Raw genomic sequence first — 23,710 nt, forward strand, 5'->3', positions numbered from 1 at the left:
CATACTCCTTTAGGACGCGTGAATCTGTTTACTTATTACGCCGAAAGTAATTTATTAATTTCTCTGTTGACCAGGTGTTCATTACGGTTTCTTTTTGGATCCAGCCTTTTCTTGCTGAGGCAACACCATATTCCATATGATCCAGCATGGGATAACTATGTGCATCTGTGTTGATCGAAAGCGTAACACCAGCAGCATGTGCCCTACGTGCCCATTCCGGTGAAATATCCAAACGGTTTGGATTTGCATTTATTTCTAGTGCTGTGTTCGTTTCCTTAGCCTTATGAATCAATTTTTCCAAATCAACCTTGTACCCATTTCGTCGCCCAATTAACCTTCCAGTAGGATGTGCAATCAAAGAGACATATGGGTTTTCAAGTGCTGCATATAACCGATCCATTATTTTATCCTGTTCCTGATTAAAACTCGAATGGATAGCTCCGATTACAAAGTCCATTTCCTGCAAGAAATCTGTTGAGAAGTCCAAGTTCCCGTTTGGTAAAATATCCATTTCTACACCGGAAAATATATGGATATCTCTATATTTTTCATTTAGTTTTCCGATTTCCTCGCGTTGCTTTCTTAGTCTCGTTTCATCCAGACCTCCTGCAACTCGCAAATATTTGGAGTGATCGGTAATTGCTATAAACGCATATCCCTTAGCACGCGCCTGGTTCGCCATCTCTTCCAGTGACTGTGCACCATCACTCCAGGTTGTATGCATATGCAAATCGCCTCGAATGTCGCCTAACTCAATCAAGGGAACCTCTTCTTCAAAAGCTTCGACTTCTCCCGCATTTTCTCTAACCTCTGGTGGAATATAGGTTAATCCAAAATGATTGAAAAATTCCTTCTCCGTTGGAAAGGTGAAAATCTCATTGGTTTCTTCTTTTTCAATTCCATATTCATTGATTTTTTCACCACGTGATTTTGCAAGCTGACGCATCGCTACATTATGCTCTTTTGATCCGGTAAAATGATGTAATGTTGACGCAAACTCTTCCCTTTTTACAAGACGAAAATCAACATTAATATCATAAATATCCTGCAATGTTACGGATACTTTTGTATCTCCCTTCGCAATTACCTCTTTAATATCAGGCAATTCTAACAAGGAATCACGAACTTTTTCCGGTTGTTCTGTTGCGATGATGAAATCAATATCTTTAATCGTCTCCCGCATCCTGCGCAGACTCCCGGCACGCGAATAGTCATCCACTTCAGCAATCCCCTGAAGATACGCTTCTACTCTCTCAGCAATGGGAAGCATTATGGCAATTGGTAATCGTTCCGGTCGCTTATTCATTTCCTCAAGTGAGATTAGAATCTTATCTGCTGTCTTCTTGCCAAACCCTGCAAGACGCTCCACCTGTTTATTTTCACATGCAATTTTTAACGATTCCGCATCCGAAACGCCAAGTTCTTTGTATAGTTTCGCTAATTTTTTTCCACCTAAACCAGGAAGATCAAGTAATGGCACCAGGCCTTCTGGCACTTCCTTTTTTAGTTCCAATAATGTTTCTGATCTTCCGGTTTGTATATATTCCTCAATGACCGTACTCGTTCCTTTGCCAATCCCGTTTAGCTTTGTAAAATCATCAATATCTGTTAACGACCGATCATCAGTCTCAAGTGCTTGAGCCGCTTTACGGTAAGCAGAAATTTTAAACGAATTCTCTCCTTTTAATTCCATGTAAAGGGCAATCGTTTCCAGTTGTTTTATAACATCTTTTTTATTTAGCTTCATTGTTTACCACCTGCTTGACTTTCACCTCTGTTATGGAGGCGATTTGAAATATTTGGGTTACTTTATGGCAGCTATCCATTAAATAGACCAGCTACATGTTCGAACCATAATTCGGTTATTTTACCTGAAAAATACGGTGTGTTCTCGATTATAAACATTGCTATAGACGAGTTCGTTATCCAGGATTGTATCGTGTCGATAGGTGTTAACGCCAGGATATACAACACAATAAAAAGTATCAGGTAAATTTCTATAAATCCTAATACGGCTCCCAGTATCTTATTAACTGATTTTAAAATTGGTAAATATGCTACAAAATCCAGCATGGAGGCAATAATTTGTAATATTATTTTTACAGCAAAGAAAATGATGGCAAATGCAATTGCGTTGTAGAACGCGTTTTCAAGGGGTAAGGATTCAAGAAAGTCAGCCCATGCGCCGTCTGATAATTCCGGATATGGAATCCATAAGGAAAGCCTTGCTCCAAGATCATCATAGTAAAGTATTGCAGCTATAAACGCTGCAATAAACCCGACTAAATGAAAAAGTTGGAGAATAAATCCTCTTTTTAAACCAATTAAAAAACCAAAAATCAAGAATATGATTAAAATGACGTCAAACATATTTTATTTATCCTCTTTCCTATTAAGTGAACCTACCAACTTAGCGTAGTCTTCTTTCAGTTTCAAATAATCATTCATTGTATTTACAGCAGTAAGAACAGCAAGTCTTGTCGTATCAAGATGCTTATTCTGTTCATGAATTTCGCTCATCTTCTGATCTACCAGGCTCGCGACCATCCGAACATGAGATGCAGGTTCCTCACCGATTATTGTATATGATTTATTATGTATTTCCACCGTTATGCGTTCTTTATTAGTATGAGCCACACAGAAATCCTCCTGCCTGAGAAATATTGTTCACTTTATAGTAACATGAAGTGAAGGGATTAGGAAACTACGAAGCACATGATGTATTGGCACTTTACCCGTTTAAATAAAGGTTAAAGTTTGCTATAGTTTACATATTGGAATAGATTGGAGAGGACATTATGCCACAACGTGTGGATGTAGTACCACAGGAAACAATTAACAAAATGAAATATTTTTACAGAAGCGCATTGACGTCCACACCTCAAGGGGCCATTTTTAGAGCCAAAACAGAAAATGCCACTGTAACTGCCTATAAATCCGGAAAAGTACTGTTTCAAGGAAGTACACCAGAGATTGAGGCTCAAAAGTGGATAGCGGATCCAGGCGCAAAAGCACAACAACCAAAGAAAGAAGGAACAATATATGCTCCACCACCTACATTATTCAAAAGTAATCATATAGGTTCTGATGAGGCTGGCACAGGGGATTATTTTGGCCCTATTACAGTTGCAGGTGTTTTTGTTGAAGACCATCAAATCGAACAATTAAAAAACATGGGCGTAAAGGATTCGAAAAACCTGACTGACACTACTATCCGCAAACTGGCCAAGGAAATCATAAAACTCAACATCCCCTATTCCTTACTCATTTTGCATAATGAAAAATATAATAAGCTGCAGCGTCAGGGATGGACCCAAGGAAAAATGAAAGCAGTTCTGCATCAGCATGTCATAAATAATCTGCTGAAGAAAATAGGTAATAATTCAATGGACGGCATCATCATTGATCAATTTTGTGAGCCGGCAGTCTATAAAAAACATATTTCATCTGAAAATCTAACACTGGCTGAAAATACATATTTTATGACGAAAGCAGAAAGCTACTCGATCGCTGTTGCTGCTGGCTCCATCATCGCAAGAACAAGTTTTCTAAGCGAAATGGATAAACTGTCAGAACAAATGGGGATCACCATACCAAAAGGTGCCTCCAAAAAAGTGGACCAAACCATAGCAAAAATAATCAGCTCAAAAGGTGAAACAATATTGAATACATGCGCAAAAACACATTTCGCCAACACAAAAAAGGCAAGAATATATATATAGAAAAACGATACGGTGAGCAACACCGTATCGTTTTTTCTACCTAGGCTGTTTTCTAAAAGATTGCTGCTTTTGACACAAAAGATACTTTACCTAAGATCTCACATATGCGCCAAATTCATTATTTACTTTTTCAACAATTTTTTGATATGACCGCTCTACCTCATCATCTTGCAATGTTTTTTCGGGATGTTGATAAAGTAGACTATAGGCAATCGATTTCTTGCCTTCAGGTACATTCTCCCCTTGATAAACATCAAAAATCTGTACATTTTTTACAAGCGGGGCCCCTACCTCTTCAATCATTGATTTTACTTCTCCCGCTACTACTTCCTCATCGAGGATAAAGGCTATGTCCCTTGCGACGGATGGATATTTAGGTATTTGATGATAGGACGGATTGTCCGAATAAGCTGCCAAAACTTCCTCTATATTGACATCAAACACATATGTTTCATTCAGATCCATGTCCTTTTCCAGTAGGGGATGAAGTTGTCCCATAAAACCGATCACCTTATTACGGATGAGCATGGTTGCACATCTTCCAGGGTGCATGTCAGGAAGTTTTGCCTGTTCAAATGTAACCGGGATTTGTAAGTAGTCAAATAATCCTTCCAATACTCCTTTAACGACATAGAAATCAACAGCTTTCTTCTCTTGCTGCCACGGCTGTTCCATCCATTTTCCTGTTAATGCACCAGCTAAACGCAAGGACTCATCGGGTTGTTCTTTTAACACTTCTTCATCTGAAATAAATATGGCACCAAGTTCGTAATAGCTCAAGTCAGCTTGATTTCTGGCCTGATTATAAGCTAGCGTGCTTAATAATTCCGGCAATATGCTTAGTCGCAAATATCTATGATCCTCACTCATTGGCATAGCTAACTCAACAGGCTTTGGACCTTTCGCTTTCATTTCCGGACTGATTAACATTGAAATATTATCCTTGTTTGTTAAAGAATGGGTTATTGTTTCCATCAGCCCAGCACCTTCAAGGTAATTTTTTACATTTCGTTTTAATAGCTGTCGCTCGGTTAAAGCACCTGCATGTGACTTGCCGAATGGTAATGTGAATGGTAAATGATCATACCCATAAATTCGAGCAACTTCTTCCAGCATATCTTCAAATATCTGAATATCCTGACGCCTTGTTGGGGCATAGACGGTAAAGTCTTTGTCATTCTGTTTGAAATTGAAACGCAGCTTATTTAAAATATGGACGATTTCCTGGCCGGAAATATCTGTGCCTAGTCGTTTATTGATTTCATCCACATTCATTACTACTGTCTTTTCGGAATGATCTAACTTGTCAACTTCCACAGGATTTGCTAGTACTTCTCCTCCAGCATGTTGCTTTAATAACTGAGCTGCCCTAAGTCCTGCTGATTTCACACGGTTTGGATCCACGCCTTTTTCAAATCGGGTACTGGATTCACTACGCAGGCCAGTATCTTTGACTGTCGTCCTTACCGCTGATGGTGCAAAATAGGCTGCTTCCAATAAAACAGTAGTAGTTTCTTCCGTTACTTCTGTACTCGCTCCTCCCATCACTCCAGCTAGCGCAATCGGGGCTTCTCCATTCGTAATCACGAGATGATCTTCTGATAATATTCTTTCTTTTTCATCCAGGGTAACTAGCTTCTCCTCTTGTCTGGCACGACGAACCAATATCTTTTTAGATTGCAAACGATCGTAATCAAAGGCGTGTAATGGTTGCCCATATTCAAGTAATACAAAATTCGTAATATCAACTACATTGTTGATTGGACGTATCCCCGCAGCCATCAAATAGTTAGCTATCCATGGCGGGGAAGGTTTTATTTCAAGATTTCTAATAATAAAAGCACCATAATATGGATTTAAATCCGTATCTTCAACCTCTACATCAATGTATGCACTCGTTTCTTCATCACTTACTTCCACATCTTCAGCCGGCAGAAGAATCGGTTTATCTAAAATAGCAGCTACTTCATAAGCAACACCCAACATGGACAAACTGTCAGCCCGGTTTGGGGTTAGGTCAAATTCCAACACCACATCATCTAAATTTAATATCGGCCGAACGCTTTCACCGGTTAAAACATCGTCAGGAAGAACAACGATTCCATCTGAGACCTCTTTTGGCAGATATTTTTCTTTCAGTCCTAATTCTTTTAGTGAACAAATCATACCATTTGACTGGACACCACGTAATTTTGTTTGTTTGATTTTAACATTTCCAGGTAAAACAGCACCAGGCTTTGCGACAGCCACTTTTTGGCCCTGCGCTATATTTGGTGCACCGCATATGATTTGCAGTTTTTCCTCGCCAACATCGACATTACAAAGGCTTAGCTTATCCGCATTGGGGTGTTTCTCACAAGAATCGACATAACCAATAACTACATCGTTGTTTTCTTCAGCTATATATTCAATTCCATCTACTTCAATTCCGGACTTTGTAATCTTTTCAGCAAGCTCTTCAGGACTTAAGTGTCCTAAATCAACATAATTTCTTAACCAATTTAATGATACGAACATCAATACTTACCTCCTCTATGCTTTATGGTATTGTTTTAAGAATCGTTTATCATTGGTATAAAATTGACGAATGTCATTCACGCCATATTTCAGCATCGCAATACGGTCAGGTCCCATACCAAACGCAAAGCCACTATAGACTTGAGGATCAAACCCTGCCATTTCCAGGACATTCGGATGAACCATACCCCCACCTAAAATCTCAATCCAACCCGAGTTCTTACATATAGAACAGCCCTCGCCATGACAAGCTTTACATGAAATATCCATTTCGACAGAAGGCTCTGTAAATGGAAAGAAACTTGGACGCAACCTTATTTCACGGTCTTCTCCAAACATCTTTTTAGCAAATACGTCTAATATACCTTTCAGGTCGCTCATCCGCACATGCTTGTCTACATAAAGTCCTTCGATTTGTGTGAATTGATGGGAGTGTGTCGCATCATCTGTATCTCTTCTATAAACCTTACCGGGACAAATCATTTTTACCGTATTTCCGCCATCATAGGAACGCATGGTTCTCGCTTGTACTGGTGATGTATGTGTGCGTAATAACAGGTCATTTGTAATGTAAAATGTATCATGCATATCTCTTGCAGGATGGTTTTCCGGTAAATTCAATGCCTCGAAATTAAAATAATCGGTTTCTACTTCAGGACCTTCCCTTACCTCAAATCCCATTCCGATAAATAAATCCTCAATCTCTTCAATAATCTTTGTTAATAAATGTGGCCCGCCTACTTGCACAGGGCGGCCCGGAAGCGTCACGTCGATCCTTTCTGCCTCCAATTGTTTTTCAAGCGCTAGTCTTTCCAGTTCTTCGTTTTTTTGCTCCAGGCTTTTGGATATCTTCTCCCTTACCCGGTTTGCAATTTCACCAACAACGGGACGTTCTTCTTTTGAAAGATTGCCCATCCCCCTTAACACACTGGTTAACGAGCCTTTTTTACCTAAATAGGCAACTTTAATATCTTGAAGTTGTTTTAGCCCCTTTGCTTGATTAATACTTTCCAGCGCTTCTGTTTGTATTGCTTCTAATTGATCTTTCATCCAAGTCTTACCTCCTTAAAAATAAAAAACAGCCTCCATCCCCTAAAAAGGGACGAGGCTGTAAATTCGCGGTACCACCCTTGTTGACACACACACGTGTGTCCAACTTAGATATGATAACGGATTAAATCCGGAACACCTTTACTTATGTCTATAAGGTCTAAGTGCCAGCTCCAGAGTGAAATAATAACATTTAATACGGTAGAAATACTCTCAGTCCAGGCATTTCTTCCCTTTCCCGCTCCTAAATTGTTATTTGGCTCTTTCGATACTTGGTTATGCAATATTACCATCTATTATAATTAGTTTAATTAGAGCTTGCAACTATTTTTACGTGATACATTAAAATCCCTGCAGCGACACTGACATTAAGCGACTCCGCTTTACCGTAAATCGGTATTGTTACAATTGTATCAGCAAGTTGCAGTAATTCAGTTTGGATTCCGGCACCTTCATTGCCCACCATTAATGCTATTTTATCACTCTTTTTTATTTCATTATAGGCTTTTGCATCATCCGACAGTGCCGTTGCCCATATATTAAATCCATTCTTCTTCAATTCCATTATTTCGCGTTTCAGATTTGCTTGAAAAATAGGAATGTGAAAAAGCGATCCCTGTGTTGCTCGAATAACTTTATCATTATATAAATCCACCGTCTCATTACCTAAAACAATTCCATCAAACCCGCTGGCATCTGCAGTTCGAATCATTGTACCGAGATTACCGGGATCCTGCACGGAATCAATCAGCAGAACATTATTACCTCCTAACTTAACAGGTTCATTCATTTTCACGATTGCAGCTATGCCTTGTGGTGCTTTTGTTTGGGAAATATGCTGAAAAACATGATCGCTTACGCATTCAACAGAAACTTCTTTGCTCCAGTCTGGTAATTCAATCGTGTCAATTGCAATGATCTCATCAATTGTCCACTCACTTTTCCAAGCCTCTTCCACTAAATGAAACCCTTCGATAAGAAACACACCTGTATCAATGCGCCCTTTTCTTTTATGTAATTTACGCCATACTTTCACCTTATTATTTTTAACTGATGTAATCATATTTTTCAGTCCTCTTCCTTATGTCTATTTTTATCATACATATTATCAGTGTTACTGGTCAAACTATCCTTAGTTAAATTTAAAAATGAGGTGAAGTAAATGGATTTAAACTTACGAAAAGCCATTCTATCTAATATTGCTACAAATGATCAAGATCAGTTGGAAGCAACTATTGTTGATGCCATTCAAGAAGGAGAAGAAAAAATGCTCCCAGGGCTCGGCGTTATCTTTGAATTAATATGGAAACAAGCAGATGAACAGGAGAAACAAAACATGGTTGGCACATTGGAACAAGGCGTTAAACAAGCGGTGGATACACAATAAATAAAAATAAACGAGATGGGTGTTAAAAAAGCATCTATCTCTTTTTTTACTTCTATTTTATGAAAAATTTGACTATATTTGTCGTAAATGCTATAAAAATACCATATACTTTATTGTATAGGTCTTTATCATTCCTAATACATATAATGATAAAGTGCAAAAAAGAAAGGAGAGATGGAATGGGAGAAACAGTGAATAATGGGGAGAAGAAAAAGGGTTTTTCCAAAGGATTAATTGCTATTATTATTACAGTCGTTGTAGTGGCTGGTGGTAGTGTAGCAGCATTTGTCTTATTAAACTTTTCGGAAAAAGAGCAGTACTTTTTAGCAGAGAAAAACTCACTGGAATTTATGGGAGAAAAAATGGAAGAACGTTATCAACAGGAACTGGATTGGCTGGAGCAGTCCCAGGAAACCCCCATGCAGCAAACAGTGGAACTGGCTGCGGAATATAATGACCCAAATGAAATGAGTGGCATTGGTACAGTTAGCCCCTCACAAATCATTAACAATTCCACTATTTCGATAACTGGCGCTAGTGATATGGAAAATGAGCAAGCATCTGCTGAAATACAGGCAAATATCGGTGGTATGGAGATAGACGGCTTTAACTTCTATGTAACCGCAGAAGATGTAACAGCTGGTCTGCCATTTATGAATGAATTGCTTCAGTTAAAAGATGAGGATTTTGGAAGTCTGATGCAACAACTCGATCCAAATGCTTTTACAGGCGAAGAGAATATGAATCTGGAGAGCTTATTTGAAGGTACGGATACATTCAATGAGGATATCGAATATTTCCAAGAAGAATACGGAGAAATGGTATACAATGAATTACCTGACGATGCATTTGAATCTACAGATGAAACTATTCAAGTAAATGACGAATCATTAGATACAGAGAAAATCACCTTTCACCTTACAGAAGAACAATTAAAAGAATTAATAACAATCGTTTTTGAGAAAATGCAACAGGATGATCGAATTAAAGAAATGATGCGTGAGCAATTTGTTGCAGGGTCCATGGGTACACCAGCTATGGAAGGTGAAATCGATCAATTTATAAATGAATATGAAACTGCCATAGGTGATGTCGTAAACGGTTTAGAAGATTTTCAGATTCCTGATGGGTTAACTTCCACCATTTGGATTCATGATGATGTTATTGCCCAGCGTGATTTCCAAGTCGAAATGGGGCCTACTGGCGAGGAGTTAGTAAGCTTTAGCGTGAACGGAACACAATTGCTACGTGATGCGAATCAAACCTTTAACTACGATCTAGGTATCTCTGATTCTTCTACTGATGGTACTGTTAATATTGCAGGTGATCTGTCCTGGGAGGATAACAATGCAACAGACTCTATTAATCTAACAGTAGAAGACGTTACACTGGCGTATGAAGGCACGGAATCTTTAAGTGATGGCACGAGAGATTTTGACCGAACATTTTCCTTTGATCAAGCAGGCAGTGGTGGAAGCCTGATCTGGTCCGGCTCTTCAACCTATGATAATGATCAAATGAATGCAGAGCATAATTTTTCCGTTGAAAGTCCTGAAATCAGCCAAGATATGTTTGCACTTCAAGTAATGACTGATTCACAAACCATAGACAGTGTTGAAATGCCTAGTGAAGAGGATGTACGTGACTTGGGCAGTATGAGTGAAACTGAACTCATGGACTTTGTAGAACTTGAAGTCACACCACAATTTCAGCAATGGCTATTTGGTTTAATGGGTGGCGGTCCAGGATTTCAATAGAAACTCTGAAACTGCCACTTGAAACATGAAATGAAACGGGAGTGGAACCATGCATTCCATTAGACATATCTTATTATTTATGAAGAATCATTTTATGCAGCTCAGGAGGAAGTGGCTCTCACTTCCTCTTCTTTTAGTTTTCCCAATTTTAATTGTGGGATTGATTGCAACAATTGTTATTACGCTCATTCTCCCACCCGAGGATGATCCCATTCAGTTGGGTTTGGTAGATTTGGATCAATCAAATGAGACCCAATTAATGGTCGAATTTATTGATGAATCTTCCTTGTTGGGTGAATATATTCAAATACATAGCATGTCAGAAGACGTGGCGGCTGAAGCGATAGAGCATAATGAGCTGAGTTCTTATGTTATTTTTCCAGCTAGCTTTACAGAGAATTTATATCAGGGGACCCCAGTTGAACTTCCAATCATCGGTAATCCAGAAGAGCCAACGAAAAGTTATGTCATCCAGGGGCTTGTCGAAAGTATTACAAGGCATATCAGTACCGCACAGGCGAATATTTTAACAATTAACCACTATGCTCGGGAATTAGGTTTGAACGCAGAAGCACGCAATGATTTATTGTTTGAACAGTTTCAGGGATTTCTTTTTTATACCATCGGCAAAGACAGAATTATGAATGATGAGCAGGTGTTAAATAGCGCTACATCCTCACCAGTTCACTATTACGGGATTGCGGGATGGTTTATTATACTTACTCTCTGGCTTTTAAGCATTTATAATTTTCTAAGCAAAGAAGAAAGCTTACGCATGAAGCAGCGAATGAAGCTTTATGGTGTCACGGAAATTAGGCAAGTCTTTGCAAGGATGTTCGTTACATTACTGGTGGCTGCTGTTTTTGCAGCTGGTTCTTTTGTTCTGTTGCAAAATGCACTAAATTTTGACCTGATTATCGATGGTTATATGCGAATAATGCTGATTACACTTTTATACAGTTTTTTATTGCTACAAAGCTATTCTATTGTGGAAATTATTCTAACGTCACAGAAGCTTCGTTTATTTTCACAATCATTAATATCTGTAATATTGCTATTATGTAGTGGTGCTATCATTCCAACCATCTATTTTCCGTTATATATACAGGATGTGCTTATGTATAGTTTTTCACATGAGGCGTTTAACTGGTTACAAGAAATCCTTCTACGCGGGCGCCTGTATGCTAATTATATTCCATTACTCCTGATGAATGCAGTAGGCTTCTTTATCCTCATTGGACTTTCTCTATGGAAGGAGCGTGCGTGAGAATGACCAGTATATTTCAAACACGTCTGCTCCATTGGAAGAAGCAATGGACTGCCCTTCTCTTTTGGCTTCTGCTTCCTATCATTGCAACAAATGTCATCATTCATGCTACAGATGTTGTCCAGGGGGAAAGTAAAATTCCGGTTGGCATTGTGATCGAGGAAGAGACACCGCTTGCTATGGCTCTTTTGCAATCAATGAAAGAAACACCGCTTCTTCGCATTTATGAAACAACAGAAGAAAATGGGCTTCTTCTGTTGGAAAGACATGAGCTAGATAGTGTTTTCGTCATTGAAGAAGAATACGCGGAGCAAGTCCGAAGCGGCAGCCGTAATCAATTAATTACAGGCTATCAATCGGATCTTTCATTTGCATATACACCAGTACGAGAAATGATTATCTCCTACGTACAACAGGATACTGCTAGAACAAAAGCAGCGAATACGGTGGATGACTTAAGTGAAAGGTATAACCCGAACCAACAATGGACCTGGGAAGACATTATTGAAAAAAGCAAGCAAATAGAAACAGATGAAAATTTACTGCGCACAACGTTTTCTTTTTCAGTTGGAGATGAAAATGCGGAAAATGACGAGCATGATGTTACAGTATGGACCACATGGGGCCTGTGGGCTGTTTTCAGTGTATTATCCACCCTACTTCTGTTTGATTGGGTTATTAAAGAAGGAAGGTCAAGCCTAATCTCGCGTTTTGCATTTATACGTATTCCGTTCAAAGATTACTTACTGCAAAATGTTTTATTGTATACGGTATTGCTGTTTTTAATGGATCTTACAGCTGCGCTTGTTTTTTATTTCCTTCATGATGAGCAAATAAGTCTATCATTCATTGGCGCATTGCTGATCTACCGTTTCACATTAAATACAGGTACTTTTCTTCTTGCATTAGTCTTTAAAAATTTATACCTGTACTACAGCGTGTCTTTTGCTATTACGTTAATCATTGCAATTACAAGTGGTGCGGTAATACCAGTTGATGGGATTACAAATTATTTTGAGTGGCTGGAATTCATGAATCCGCTAGAGCCTTTTTTATCAGGAAATAGTGTGAATGTCTGGTTATTCCTGTTTCTTATCGTCATCCTAATCTGGTACCTAAGAAGGGAGAAATCCAATGCTTAACGTGAATGTTTTATCCAAAATGTACGGTAAAAAGTCGATTCTGAAAGACATATCTTTTTCAGCAAAGGAAGGGGAAGTCATCGGACTTGTAGGCGAGAATGGAGCAGGAAAATCCACCCTGCTCCAAATCATTGCAACATTGCAAAAGCCTACAAAAGGGACGCTTTCCTTATTAGACATGCCCTATCATAAACATAAAAAGGATATTCGAAAACAAATTGGCTTTGTTCCCCAAGATATTGCCATCTGGGATGAGTTTACAGTGGAAGAGAATATGGTTTTTTTCGAAAAACTCTCCTGGAAAAAGAAAAGCAAAGATGAACTAAATCAAATCTGCCTAGATATGAAGCTTGATAAATGGAAGGAACCAGTTAAGACATTATCCGGTGGGATGAAACGAAAATTAAACCTGGCAATTAGCCTCATCCATAATCCAAGTCTTTTGTTATTAGATGAGCCAACGGTTGGCATTGACTTGAAATCTCGCAAAGAAATTGGGACCTATTTAAAAAAATTGGCCATAAAAAAAGAAACGTTAATTGTTTATACAACACATGATATGGATGAAATTATTAGTTTATGTGACCGTGTTATATGTATAGGTGACGATCCTTTTTATGAAGAGATCCTTATAAATGCCGGCAAAGAAGTAATTTCTTTTTAAAGTTTTTATTGCTTCTACCGGTAATTATAGTAAAATAGAAATAAATGGCATAAAGGGGCCCATTAAATGGAGATAAATGATTTACAATCGATGATCCAAAATCAGGCAATGTCTTTAGTAACATCAAAAAACAACTCGGTCTCAAACTATCCCCCAGTGGATGATTTAGCTTTCAAAGGGCTGCTTCAGGAAAGAATAAATCATCTGCCACAACGACAGGCTACCAACGGAAGCAGTGCCATGGCTACATATCCGTATTTGAATACATTAAAACCTGCAGTATTCAACTCAAGTAACACATCAACAGCAACACCATTTGATACTTATATAGCCGACTCGGCTGGAAAGTACGGTATTGACGAGAAACTTATTCATTCTGTGATTGAGGCGGAATCCAATTATAATGCAAATGCCGAAAGTATGGCTGGAGCAGAAGGCTTAATGCAATTAATGCCTGCAACAGCAAAAGGTCTCGGGGTCTCCAACACCTTTGATCCCAGGCAAAATATCGAAGGTGGAACAAAATATTTAAGCCGGATGGTAAATCGTTATAATGGTAACCTTGAACTCGCGCTTGCTGCATATAATGCAGGGCCCGGAAATGTTGATAAATATCAAGGAGTACCACCATTTAACGAAACACAAAACTATGTAGAAAAAGTGATGAATTCTTATTTGGCATAATAAAGGCTGCCCAGGAGGCAGCCTTTATTTTTTAGGATAAAACAATATCTTTTACTGTATCTTTATCTAATTTCTTAATTGCTTCTACAATTAGTTTAACCGCGTTTTCAAAGTCATCACGATGTAAAATAGCTGCATGTGTATGAATATAACGTGTTGCAATCGTGATGGACAAGGATGGTACACCGTTTGCTGTCAGATGAATGGAACCGGAGTCTGTTCCACCACCTGGCATGGAAGAATACTGGTATGGAATCTCATGCTCATCTGCTGTGTTAACAATTAACTCACGTACCCCTTTATGTGAAATCATAGATGCATCATATAGAATAATCTGCGGACCTTTTCCTAATTTGCTATCCGCATCCTTATCAGAAATACCAGGTGTATCACCAGCAATACCTACGTCTACACCAAATCCGATATCCGGCTCAATGGCATGTGCAGAAGTTTTGGCACCACGCAGTCCAACTTCTTCCTGAATGGTTCCAACACCATAAACTATATTTGGATGATCTACATCTTTAAGTTGTTTTAACACTTCAATTGCAATTGCAATCCCAATTCGATTATCCCATGCTTTTGCCAGAAGCATTTTCTCATTTTTTAATTGCGTAAACTCAAAGTAAGGGACAACAGAATTACCAGGTGTTACACCAAATTCCCCTGCTTCTTCTTTGCTCGATGCCCCAATATCAATAAACATTTCTTTAATATCGACCGGTTTTTTCCGTTCTTCTGCGGAAAGAACATGTGGCGGTTTTGAACCAATTACTCCTGTTACATCCCCGTTATCTCCCATAATGGTTACGCGTTGTGCCAACATTACCTGATTCCACCAGCCCCCAACTGTCTGGAAATAGACAAATCCATTATCATCAATTCGAGTTACCATGAAACCAATTTCATCTAAGTGCCCGGCAATCATAATCTTTGGGCCATCCTCATCGCCTGATTTTTTGGCAATTAAGCTTCCCAGGTTATCTGTAAAAATTTCATCCGCATAAGGCTTGATATATCCTTCCATTGCATCTCTTGCTTCTTTTTCATTTCCCGGAATACCTCTTGCATCTGTTAAATCTTTTAACATATTTAACGTTTCATCTGAGTTAGCCATATGTACCTAAATCCTCCTTTGTTTTATACCATTATTATTATACCCTCTTTGTATAAAAGAAAAAAATATTTAACACTCCGAAAGAAGTCTCCCACCTCAAGGAATATGAAGAGCGATAGCCCAATGAGTAGGTGGGAGATGAATTTCGGCTGGCGTCAGCCTAATGCTTTCTGCTCAAACTGCCAATTATTGTTGTGGCTGATTCGCGTCAAATCCTTAAGACCAACCTGTTTATAGCTTTTATTGGGCATGGTGATATATCCCCCTTCGATGGACTTGACGTAAGCCCCACTTGTTCCTGTAAATCCAGTAATATAGCCTGTCTTTTCATATACCCTTACTTTGTCATTCAAATAAAATCCCTTGAGGTATTTCTTGTTCTTTTCATTTCGTTTGCTTAGCGTGTTTTTCGTTTTACGTCCTTTTCTGGCCGTCGCCTCATGAAGGGAACGTTTCTTTTTCCGAAATTGCTTGATTTTGAGGGTGTCTCTGGTGTTTTCTTTGATGAATGAAATGCCACTGATCGCAATCGCATCATTCATATGGCTTTTTTCCAATCCCAGTTCTTTACGCTTTGGCGTAGTTACTGATCCATAGGTGATTGCTGCGTGTGGATACTTGATAAATACCTTTCGGCGAAAGCTATTCATGAACGGCCCTTCTTTGTATTGTGGCAACCTTTTTCCTTCGATCATCCATTTCCAAAGAATGTTTCCACTCTGGTGGCTCTCATGTGTGTGACAGTCCGTACAGACGGTAACCAGGTTGTCTGCCCGATTGGAACCTCCATGTGAACGGTATAAGAGGTGATGGGTGTTCAAAATTTTGTCTTTCTGTTTGCACACTTGACACGTATAGTTATCCCTCGCAAATACAAAGTAACGCACGTCATGATAGCCATACGTCTGACCCTGTTGGTAGGCAACGCTGGCAATATCCGGGTCGATCATCTTTTGCACATCGAATTTGCCAACCTCTATGGTTAACGCAGGATTTGGCACAAGATCGTAAAACTTGTTGATCCAAAAGAAGGTATTTTCCACCCGGCTCTGGATACTCGGTGGTAGCCATCCTTTCTCCCGGCTGCGATTTTGAAAGCGAGGCTTTCGATAACGTGTTTTCCGGTTTCTCCTGGAGTGTCTGTAGTTCTTCTGGTATCAATGTCAGCTTTGACATCCTGACGCAATTCCAGTTCCCCTTTAGCTAGTACCTTGTCTTCATTTGTAATGGCGATGCCAACATGTTTCGCTCCCAGATCCACCCCGATATTCACTTCTTGTGTGTAATGATTGGTTTTATATAACAATTGAATGCCAAACGGGTTACGGGATACGATTTTTGCCTTCTTTTCTCGAAGCAGCAGTCTTGCTTTTCTAGGTTTGCATGGCATTAAAGGTTCTCCATGCTTATTAATAACGAACACTACCATAGTGTTCCTCCTCTCAGAGTGGTTACCCTTCGCCAAATGTTGGTATGACTTTGCTAAAAAGCCAAAGTCAGGTTGACCGTTCCTACCCATTCAGAACAATTACAGCGCCTGCACAGAGCAACGGACTAGGGTATCATCCGAGGGTGTGATAACCAAACCAACGTAGTCAATGAAGATTTAGGCTAGACAACTAAAGGCTTTTTTCAAGCCCCCACTTCAATCAGACTGAAAGTTCGATAAGTGGTGGGTAGTTGACGTTAGTACCCTTGATCCTGTCGCGCATAGTTAACTTCATTTTTCTTTAGATAAGCGTCCTGAATATCTGCTTCTGTAAATCCCAGTAATTCCCCAAGCAGTAAGTAGTTTTCAAACAGGCGTACATAATTTTCTTTTGTTGGGTCTTGTTTAAAAACCGTACAGGCTTCAAATACATTATTAAATTGTTCGGTTTCGTTTAATAAAGTTAACCGTAATTCTCTGCCATCATATTGATACCCTTTTTCGATTCCTAATGATAAAATAAAATGAGTTCCATCAACATATTCTTCCAATATGACGCTTTTTTCATTCCTTGGTTTCGTACTCCAAAATTTAAAACATCTTGTTTCATTTGCAAGTTCACCAAGCTCTACAAGTAGTGCGAGATATTTTTCCTGAAAAACATCCTTATCCAATAAGTCATGTTTTTCTTCAATATACTTGTCCAATTTCTCTTGCATCGAATATAATGCCTTCCAGTCCAATTTAATATTCCCTCATTTCCTTTTTTTATGATTGTATCATGAATTCTCGGGAATAGTGAAACCAAGTAGAGACTTAAATCGTATAATAGGATAACAAACAACAGGGAGACGGTTAAATATGATCGTTATTTTATTTCGGATATTAATTCTTATAGCACTAGCTCTCCTCGTGTATACATTGATTCAATATGTTCGCAACCCGCAAAGAAGATTGCGTATTGCCAAAGAATCCAAAACATTCTTCTTTCTGGACGAACCGGAAAATAGCAAAAAAAATCTGCAGTTTGTATACAAAGGATGTTTATTTGAAGGGGAAAAGTACCTTGGTACAACCGAAGAGGCATTTGAAGTCGTCAATATACATGTTACTGCCCGTGATCCACTGGAGTTACGAGGATTAACACGGGATGATCTATATTTTTTAGAGGGTGAAATCCTTATACGCTACCCCCATGCCAAAATTGAGTGGAAGCATCCTATTAATCAGCTGTTATTAACTGGCATGGAATAAAAAATCACTCATCTATTTTTATATAGACGAGTGATTTTTTGCTACGTGCTTACCTGGAAAAATTCCTGCCATTTAATAATAATCTCTTTTCTTCTTAATAGATAAATAAATGGTAATAATGCGGTTAAAAATACGAAGATGTGAAGTGGGGTTAAATTAGATATCCAGCCACCAATGGACGTGTATACAAATGCTAAAGGGATATTGGATAGTAAGGATGATTTCGTATAATCTTTAAAGCTTCCCGAAATTTCAATTAAACAGAGAGACAAAAGATGAAAATGAATAAAGGGTACAAGGCGTAGTAGTGTAATTTGAGATGTTGTTAGTTCAGCATGACCACCCATCATTTTCTTTTTAACACGTAGCAGTTTATCAAACGATTTGGGCATCCATTTTATAATAAAGTAAAAAACAACACTGGATAATGTAATACCGATAATCGAATATACTGTTCCTGCAACCGCCCCGAACAAGATACCGCCTGAAATGCATATGAAAACAACAGGGAGAAAAAACAATGGCCGCAGTAAATGGAAACTAATGAAAAGTATTGGGGCGAACAATCCACCAGTCCCAATGAAGGCCATCAAGTAATTCCCAAAAACCTCCATACCTAACCTCCTTCTTTTTTGCTGATTTGATTGTTCCTCGTACATGTATATGACAATAGACGAGCCTTTATGACATGGAAACGAATATGTAAGCAATTCCTATAACCTGAAGAATAATCAAAAGAGGCATTCCAACAACAAAGGATCGATGTTTTGTCTTATGCCGAAACACTTTCATTCCACTATAGGAACCAAGCGAGCCACCAAGAACAGACAGCGTCCAAAATGTCCGTTCAGGTATCCGGTAATGCTGCTTTTTTGCCTTCTGTTTGTCCCTGCCCATTAAGAAAAAGGTAATTCCATTCACACCTAATATATAAATCAGGATAGTGTTCAATTCATTCATCGCGTACTCCCTTAATCATAAAAGACCAAATCCATTCTCAGGCCTGGATTTGGTCTTAAAATTTTCCTTTATTTGAGTGCATCTTTCGCTTTTGTTGCTAGTTGATTAAATGCTTGCTCGTCATTAATAGCAAGGTCTGACAACATTTTACGGTTAATGTCAACACCTGCTACTTTTAATCCATGCATTAATTTGCTGTAGGATAAATCATTCATGCGAGCTGCAGCATTAATACGAGTGATCCATAATTTACGGAAATCACGTTTTTTCTGTCTGCGGTCGCGGTATGCATACATACCTGATTTCATCACTTGTTGTTTTGCTGTTTTAAATAATGCTCTTTTTGAGCCATAATAACCTTTTGCTAGTTTTAAGACGCGTTTACGACGTCTGCGCGTTACTGTTCCACCTTTTACACGTGCCATGTTAATTCCCTCCTAGAAAATCGTTTTATTTATAAGGCATCATTGTTTTAATACGTCTATAATCTCCTGCTGATACAATCGCACTCTTGCGTAATTTGCGTTTTTGCTTTTGTGATTTATGTGCAAACATATGGCTTGTGTAAGCATGCGAACGTTTAAGTTTACCAGTACCTGTTTTTCTAAAACGTTTTTGAGAACCTTTGTGTGTTTTCATTTTAGACATAGTGAGTTCCTCCTTGTTAACATGAATGATTATTTCTCTTTTATTGGAGCGACCATCATAAACATATTACGGCCTTCCATTTTTGGTTTGGATTCAATCGTTGCTATATCTTTAACCTCTTCAGCAAAGCGATCCAGAACCTCCCGACCAAGTTCCTTGTGTGTAATCGCACGTCCGCGGAAACGAACTGCTGCTTTTACTTTATCCCCTTTTTGAAGGAATTTTCTAGCGTTCTTTAATTTTGTTTCAAAATCATGATCGCCAATTCCCGGGGTAAAACGAACTTCTTTTACGTTGATTACTTTTTGTTTCTTGCGCGCTTCTTTTTCTTTCTTTTGCTGTTCAAAGCGATATTTCCCGAAGTCCATGATACGACAAACTGGTGGTTTTGCATTAGGAGCAACTAACACTAAATCCAGATTTCTGGTTTGTGCAATATCCAATGCTTCGTTACGTGATTTCACACCAAGCTGATCACCATTTGAGTCGATAAGACGTACTTCTTTAGCACGAATCTTTTCATTGACATTCATTTCTTTGCTAATAGCCAGCCACCTCCGAATTTTTTTGAACTGCATCGATCTATTATGGACAAGCGGAATTTTAATGTAAAAAAGTGTCGGTACAATATGCACCCACACGTCTCCTAATCATTATTAAAAGGGTCTGAACCAGTCAACTACTGTAAAGTGTCGATCAGGTGAGAAGCGGGTGCTTCTACTTGTCTTTAGATCATTTATTTTTGCAACCTATATAGAATAGCATCTTTATCTGATCGTGTCAAATAAATCTTTTAAACTAAGGTTACGTATAGTATAACATGTCTATGTGAAAAGACCAAGAATACAAATCGTATTCCTGGCCTTGTTCTATATTATTTCCGTAGCGTCTTTTCCTCAACTTCCTTATTTATCAATGCAACAAAGTCGTCTAAACTTAGCGTTTCAGATTGTTTCTCGCCATATCTCCGGACATTCACTGCATTTTCCTTGCTTTCGTTATCTCCTAATACTAATGAAAAAGGTACTTTCTGTGTTTGTGCTTCACGAATTTTGTAACCGATTTTCTCGTCGCGTTCATCAATCGTCACTCGCAAGCCTTGACGTCTTAATTTATCCTCTACTTCTTTGGCATAATCCAGATGAACCTGTGGTGACACCGGAATAATTTTTGCCTGTACCGGCGCAAGCCATGTAGGAAACGCTCCTTTATATTCTTCGATCAAAAATGCAACAAAACGTTCCATTGTTGACACAACTCCACGATGGATAACAACTGGGCGGTGTTCTTTTCCGTCTTCTCCGATATAAGTTAAATCGAAACGTTCCGGCAGTTGGTAATCTAGTTGTACAGTTGAAAGGGTCTCATCCTTACCTAGTGCTGTTTTTACTTGTACATCCAATTTTGGTCCATAAAAAGCGGCTTCTCCTATTGCTTCAACATAATCCAGGTTCATGTCTTCCATTGTTTCCTTCAACATGCTTTCCGCTTTCTCCCACATTTCATCATTGTCAATGTATTTTTCTTTATCCTCTGGATCACGGTAGGACAGACGGAAATAGTAATCATCTATACCAAAGTCTTTATAAACCCTTTGTACAAGCTCCACGACCCGGGTAAATTCCTCTTTTAATTGGTCCGGTCTTGCAAAAATATGAGCATCATTCAATGTCATTGCCCTTACTCGCTGAAGTCCTGCAAGTGCACCACTCATTTCATAACGGTGCATTGTTCCCAGTTCTGCAATACGGACAGGCAAATTACGATAGCTCCATAATTGATTTTTAAAAACCATCATATGATGTGGACAGTTCATGGGACGTAATACAAGCTCCTCATTATCCATCTCCATGGTAGGAAACATGTCATCCTGATAGTGCTCCCAATGACCGCTTGTTTTATACAGATCCACATTTGCCAGAACCGGTGTATACACATGATCGTAGCCAAGTCTCTCTTCGATATCTACAATATAGCGTTCAATCTGGCGCCGAATTGTTGCACCTTTAGGCAGCCAAAGTGGCAGGCCTTGTCCAACCTGCTGATTAACTGTGAAAATATCCAGTTCCTTTCCAAGCTTGCGGTGGTCACGTTCCTTGCGTTCTTCCAATAGATTCAGATACGCGTCTACCTGGGATTGTTTTTCAAAGGCTGTTCCATAAATACGCTGCAGTTGCTGATTATTGCTGTCTCCACGCCAATATGCGCCCGAAATACTTAACAGTTTAAATGCTTTAATTTTGTTTGTTGAAGGTACATGAATTCCACGGCATAGATCAAAAAATTCACCTTGCTGATAAATGGAAACTTGTTCTCCTTCAGGAATCGCATCAATCAATTCCAGCTTCAAATCATCCCCGATTTCACGGAACATTTCTTTTGCCTTCTCGCGAGTTACTTCAATGCGTTGAATCTCAAGTGCTTCATCAACAATCCGCTTCATTTCCTTTTCTATTTTCGGAAGGTCTTCCGGTGTTATTTTATGATCCATGTCTATATCATAATAAAAGCCTTCTTCAATTACTGGACCAACACCGAATTTAACATCTTTGTAGATACGTTTAATCGCCTGGGCCATTAGGTGTGCCGTAGAATGGCGCATTACCTCTATGCCTTCCTGGTTTTTGCACGTAATAATTTCAATCTTTCCACCATGTTCCAATCCCCGTTTTAAATCAACAAGTTCATCATCCAGCTTAATGGCGACTGCTTGTTTCTTTAAGCCTGAAGAAATCGAAGCTGCAATGTCTTCTCCAGTTGTACCTGACGGGAATTGTTTCACTGTTCCGTCCGGAAATGTAATTGAAATTTCTGCTGCCATGGTAATCGCTCCTTCAAATTGAATGTAATGTATAAATTGACGTTAAAAAGACGCCCATCCCTCTGCAAGTTACGCAAAGGGACGAGCGTCTGATACGTCGCGGTTCCACCCTAATTTCCATCATTCGATGGCTTCATACATCTTTAACGCAGATAATACGCCACTATTTACTGTTATTTCCATAGCGGGGTTCGAAGGCGGTAATTATTTGTATGTATAGTGGAAGTTTTCAGCCGCTGACTTCCTTCTCTTTTCTATACAGAAGACAAAATAATCGTATCCTTGTCTTTACCTTTTATCTAAATGATATATAATCCGTATTATAGCGGTTTATAATAATAAAATCAAGCCTATTTCTGTTTTTTTAACGAATGTGGAAATGGAAAATGATGATGGGCTTTGAAATCTACTTTTTCTTGAAAAACATTGATGACCGTTAACGTCTTTGGCTCCGATGGGTCATCCCCATACATTTTTATCTTTTTCGGCGCCATGGCAACAAGTGGAGCCAAATTTAATTCATCTTCATCCAATCCAACAATATAGAGTGGCTCGCTTTTCATGAGTCTTCTAAGTTCCATTTTCGAAAATTGTTTCCCGTTTTGTCTATAAAATGTAAACGCATCCCCCTGCAGTACATGAATCGTATCAAAGCTTGGATCTTTTTTTACGATGTATTCACGAAGCATATTCACAAATGCTTGGTGATCTTCCTCTCGCTTAAATTCATCAATGGCCAGTCCCACATAATGGACGAGTTGATCTCTAAAATCTTTCAGACGAAATTGTACGATTGAATCATAATGGATCGTTGTTTCTTTTTTGATCGATGCGCTAAATAGGGATTTCAGCATTTGACTTGGATCTTCCGTACTCCTTACCCTCAGACTATCGGCATCTTCTCCAGCAAAAATCCATTCTGTCAAATCCAAAATCCGTTCTATTTCATCGCTATTTGTATAATAATAAATCCTTTTGATGGTGCTTTGTATCATGTTCCGTAATCGATGTGCAATAAAAACATCCGTCATTGATTGTGCTATGGCCTCTATCAGTCCATTTTCGGCTAGCCTATTTTCTAATTGTAAATGATTCCCCCAATCTTTATTTGTTTTCCAGTGTAATTCAATTTGCTTATTGTAACTGAATAACTGCTCACAAAAACGAATAACTTCCTTATCCGATTCGAAATAAATTTCAAGCAATACAATCACCCTCACCCAACACCAAACTGTTACATTATATGGACAGATGATTGAAAACATGTATAAACCATTGAAACTAGTTCCGT

At 38.8% G+C, this 23,710-nt stretch carries 23 protein-coding genes, 1 pseudogene and 1 other annotated feature; of the genes and pseudogenes, 8 read left to right on the forward strand and 16 right to left on the reverse strand.

The window, feature by feature from the left end:
* Window positions 1–28: 28 nt before the first annotated feature.
* From polX to zapA, 3 genes are all read right to left on the reverse strand, one after another.
* On the reverse strand, window positions 29–1,747 hold the full coding sequence (gene polX, locus KFZ58_RS11310) for a DNA polymerase/3'-5' exonuclease PolX (RefSeq protein ID WP_235791415.1): 1,719 nt from the start codon (window positions 1,745–1,747) through the stop codon (window positions 29–31).
* 71 nt (window positions 1,748–1,818) lie between these two features.
* On the reverse strand, window positions 1,819–2,370 hold the full coding sequence (locus KFZ58_RS11315) for a CvpA family protein (RefSeq protein WP_235791416.1): 552 nt from the start codon (window positions 2,368–2,370) through the stop codon (window positions 1,819–1,821).
* 3 nt (window positions 2,371–2,373) lie between these two features.
* Window positions 2,374–2,637 (reverse strand): cell division protein ZapA, encoded by a 264-nt coding sequence (gene zapA / locus KFZ58_RS11320; RefSeq protein ID WP_235791417.1) that lies wholly within the window; start codon window positions 2,635–2,637, stop codon window positions 2,374–2,376.
* 161 nt (window positions 2,638–2,798) lie between these two features.
* Between zapA and rnhC the strand changes: the two genes are divergently transcribed.
* A complete protein-coding gene (rnhC, locus tag KFZ58_RS11325; RefSeq protein ID WP_235791418.1) occupies window positions 2,799–3,722 on the forward strand; it encodes a ribonuclease HIII in 924 nt (307 codons plus the stop codon).
* Window positions 3,723–3,812: 90 nt separating this feature from the next.
* On the opposite strand, the gene pheT is transcribed toward rnhC, so the two are convergent.
* The 3 genes from pheT to KFZ58_RS11340 form a co-directional block, all read right to left on the reverse strand.
* Window positions 3,813–6,239: a phenylalanine--tRNA ligase subunit beta gene (gene pheT, locus KFZ58_RS11330; RefSeq protein ID WP_235791419.1), complete on the reverse strand. Its 2,427-nt coding sequence runs from the start codon at window positions 6,237–6,239 to the stop codon at window positions 3,813–3,815.
* 15 nt (window positions 6,240–6,254) lie between these two features.
* Window positions 6,255–7,289 carry a phenylalanine--tRNA ligase subunit alpha gene (gene pheS / locus KFZ58_RS11335; protein ID WP_235791420.1) on the reverse strand — a complete coding sequence of 345 codons (1,035 nt, stop codon included), beginning with the start codon at window positions 7,287–7,289 and terminating at the stop codon, window positions 6,255–6,257.
* A 307-nt stretch (window positions 7,290–7,596) separates the two neighbouring features.
* A complete protein-coding gene (locus KFZ58_RS11340) occupies window positions 7,597–8,352 on the reverse strand; it encodes a TrmH family RNA methyltransferase (RefSeq protein ID WP_235791421.1) in 756 nt (251 codons plus the stop codon).
* Between the two features lie 99 nt (window positions 8,353–8,451).
* On the opposite strand from KFZ58_RS11340, the gene sspI reads away from it, so the two are divergent.
* From sspI to KFZ58_RS19260, 6 genes are all read left to right on the forward strand, one after another.
* On the forward strand, window positions 8,452–8,676 hold the full coding sequence (gene sspI, locus KFZ58_RS11345; protein ID WP_235791422.1) for a small acid-soluble spore protein SspI: 225 nt from the start codon (window positions 8,452–8,454) through the stop codon (window positions 8,674–8,676).
* Between the two features lie 179 nt (window positions 8,677–8,855).
* Window positions 8,856–10,433 (forward strand): DUF6583 family protein, encoded by a 1,578-nt coding sequence (locus KFZ58_RS11350; protein WP_235791423.1) that lies wholly within the window; start codon window positions 8,856–8,858, stop codon window positions 10,431–10,433.
* 49 nt (window positions 10,434–10,482) lie between these two features.
* The gene (locus KFZ58_RS11355) at window positions 10,483–11,700 is read left to right on the forward strand and encodes an ABC transporter permease (RefSeq protein ID WP_235791424.1); all 1,218 of its coding nucleotides are present in this window, start codon (window positions 10,483–10,485) and stop codon (window positions 11,698–11,700) included.
* A gap of 2 nt (window positions 11,701–11,702) precedes the next feature.
* A complete protein-coding gene (locus KFZ58_RS11360) occupies window positions 11,703–12,842 on the forward strand; it encodes an ABC transporter permease (RefSeq protein WP_235791425.1) in 1,140 nt (379 codons plus the stop codon).
* Window positions 12,835–13,506, forward strand: a complete 672-nt coding sequence (locus tag KFZ58_RS11365; protein ID WP_235791426.1) for an ABC transporter ATP-binding protein — start codon at window positions 12,835–12,837, stop codon at window positions 13,504–13,506. The genes KFZ58_RS11360 and KFZ58_RS11365 overlap by 8 nt, the downstream gene beginning before the upstream one ends.
* 66 nt (window positions 13,507–13,572) lie before the next feature.
* On the forward strand, window positions 13,573–14,190 hold the full coding sequence (locus KFZ58_RS19260; protein WP_304956795.1) for a lytic transglycosylase domain-containing protein: 618 nt from the start codon (window positions 13,573–13,575) through the stop codon (window positions 14,188–14,190).
* Window positions 14,191–14,221: 31 nt separating this feature from the next.
* Here KFZ58_RS19260 and KFZ58_RS11375 read toward each other — a convergent pair whose 3' ends face one another.
* The 3 genes and pseudogenes from KFZ58_RS11375 to KFZ58_RS11390 form a co-directional block, all read right to left on the reverse strand.
* Window positions 14,222–15,307 (reverse strand): M42 family metallopeptidase, encoded by a 1,086-nt coding sequence (locus KFZ58_RS11375; RefSeq protein WP_235791427.1) that lies wholly within the window; start codon window positions 15,305–15,307, stop codon window positions 14,222–14,224.
* A 155-nt stretch (window positions 15,308–15,462) separates the two neighbouring features.
* Window positions 15,463–16,826: pseudogene (iscB, locus tag KFZ58_RS11380) on the reverse strand (RNA-guided endonuclease IscB).
* A gap of 167 nt (window positions 16,827–16,993) precedes the next feature.
* Entirely contained in the window at window positions 16,994–17,479 is a 486-nt protein-coding gene (locus KFZ58_RS11390) for a dUTP diphosphatase (RefSeq protein WP_235791428.1), read from the reverse strand.
* A gap of 118 nt (window positions 17,480–17,597) precedes the next feature.
* Here KFZ58_RS11390 and KFZ58_RS11395 point away from each other — a divergent pair, with 118 nt between their 5' ends.
* Window positions 17,598–17,990: a sigma-w pathway protein ysdB gene (locus tag KFZ58_RS11395; protein WP_235791429.1), complete on the forward strand. Its 393-nt coding sequence runs from the start codon at window positions 17,598–17,600 to the stop codon at window positions 17,988–17,990.
* Window positions 17,991–18,031: 41 nt separating this feature from the next.
* On the opposite strand, the gene KFZ58_RS11400 is transcribed toward KFZ58_RS11395, so the two are convergent.
* The 7 genes from KFZ58_RS11400 to ytxC all read right to left on the reverse strand — a co-directional run bounded on the left by KFZ58_RS11400 (window position 18,032) and on the right by ytxC (window position 23,624).
* Window positions 18,032–18,604 (reverse strand): TVP38/TMEM64 family protein, encoded by a 573-nt coding sequence (locus KFZ58_RS11400; RefSeq protein ID WP_235791430.1) that lies wholly within the window; start codon window positions 18,602–18,604, stop codon window positions 18,032–18,034.
* A 67-nt stretch (window positions 18,605–18,671) separates the two neighbouring features.
* The gene (locus tag KFZ58_RS11405) at window positions 18,672–18,950 is read right to left on the reverse strand and encodes a DUF1294 domain-containing protein (protein ID WP_235791431.1); all 279 of its coding nucleotides are present in this window, start codon (window positions 18,948–18,950) and stop codon (window positions 18,672–18,674) included.
* Window positions 18,951–19,018: 68 nt separating this feature from the next.
* On the reverse strand, window positions 19,019–19,375 hold the full coding sequence (gene rplT, locus KFZ58_RS11410; RefSeq protein ID WP_235791432.1) for a 50S ribosomal protein L20: 357 nt from the start codon (window positions 19,373–19,375) through the stop codon (window positions 19,019–19,021).
* A gap of 25 nt (window positions 19,376–19,400) precedes the next feature.
* Complete coding sequence (rpmI, locus tag KFZ58_RS11415) at window positions 19,401–19,598, reverse strand: 50S ribosomal protein L35 (protein ID WP_222641629.1); 198 nt, start codon at window positions 19,596–19,598, stop codon at window positions 19,401–19,403.
* A 29-nt stretch (window positions 19,599–19,627) separates the two neighbouring features.
* A complete protein-coding gene (gene infC / locus KFZ58_RS11420; RefSeq protein ID WP_235794733.1) occupies window positions 19,628–20,131 on the reverse strand; it encodes a translation initiation factor IF-3 in 504 nt (167 codons plus the stop codon).
* A gap of 71 nt (window positions 20,132–20,202) precedes the next feature.
* Window positions 20,203–20,327, reverse strand: a sequence feature (ribosomal protein L20 leader region).
* 145 nt (window positions 20,328–20,472) lie between these two features.
* The gene (gene thrS / locus KFZ58_RS11425; RefSeq protein WP_235791433.1) at window positions 20,473–22,419 is read right to left on the reverse strand and encodes a threonine--tRNA ligase; all 1,947 of its coding nucleotides are present in this window, start codon (window positions 22,417–22,419) and stop codon (window positions 20,473–20,475) included.
* Between the two features lie 350 nt (window positions 22,420–22,769).
* The gene (gene ytxC, locus KFZ58_RS11430) at window positions 22,770–23,624 is read right to left on the reverse strand and encodes a putative sporulation protein YtxC (protein WP_235791434.1); all 855 of its coding nucleotides are present in this window, start codon (window positions 23,622–23,624) and stop codon (window positions 22,770–22,772) included.
* Between the last annotated feature and the right edge of the window lie 86 nt (window positions 23,625–23,710).

The organism is Virgibacillus sp. NKC19-16, from assembly GCF_021560035.1.
GTDB lineage: Bacteria > Bacillota > Bacilli > Bacillales > Amphibacillaceae > Virgibacillus_L > Virgibacillus_L salidurans.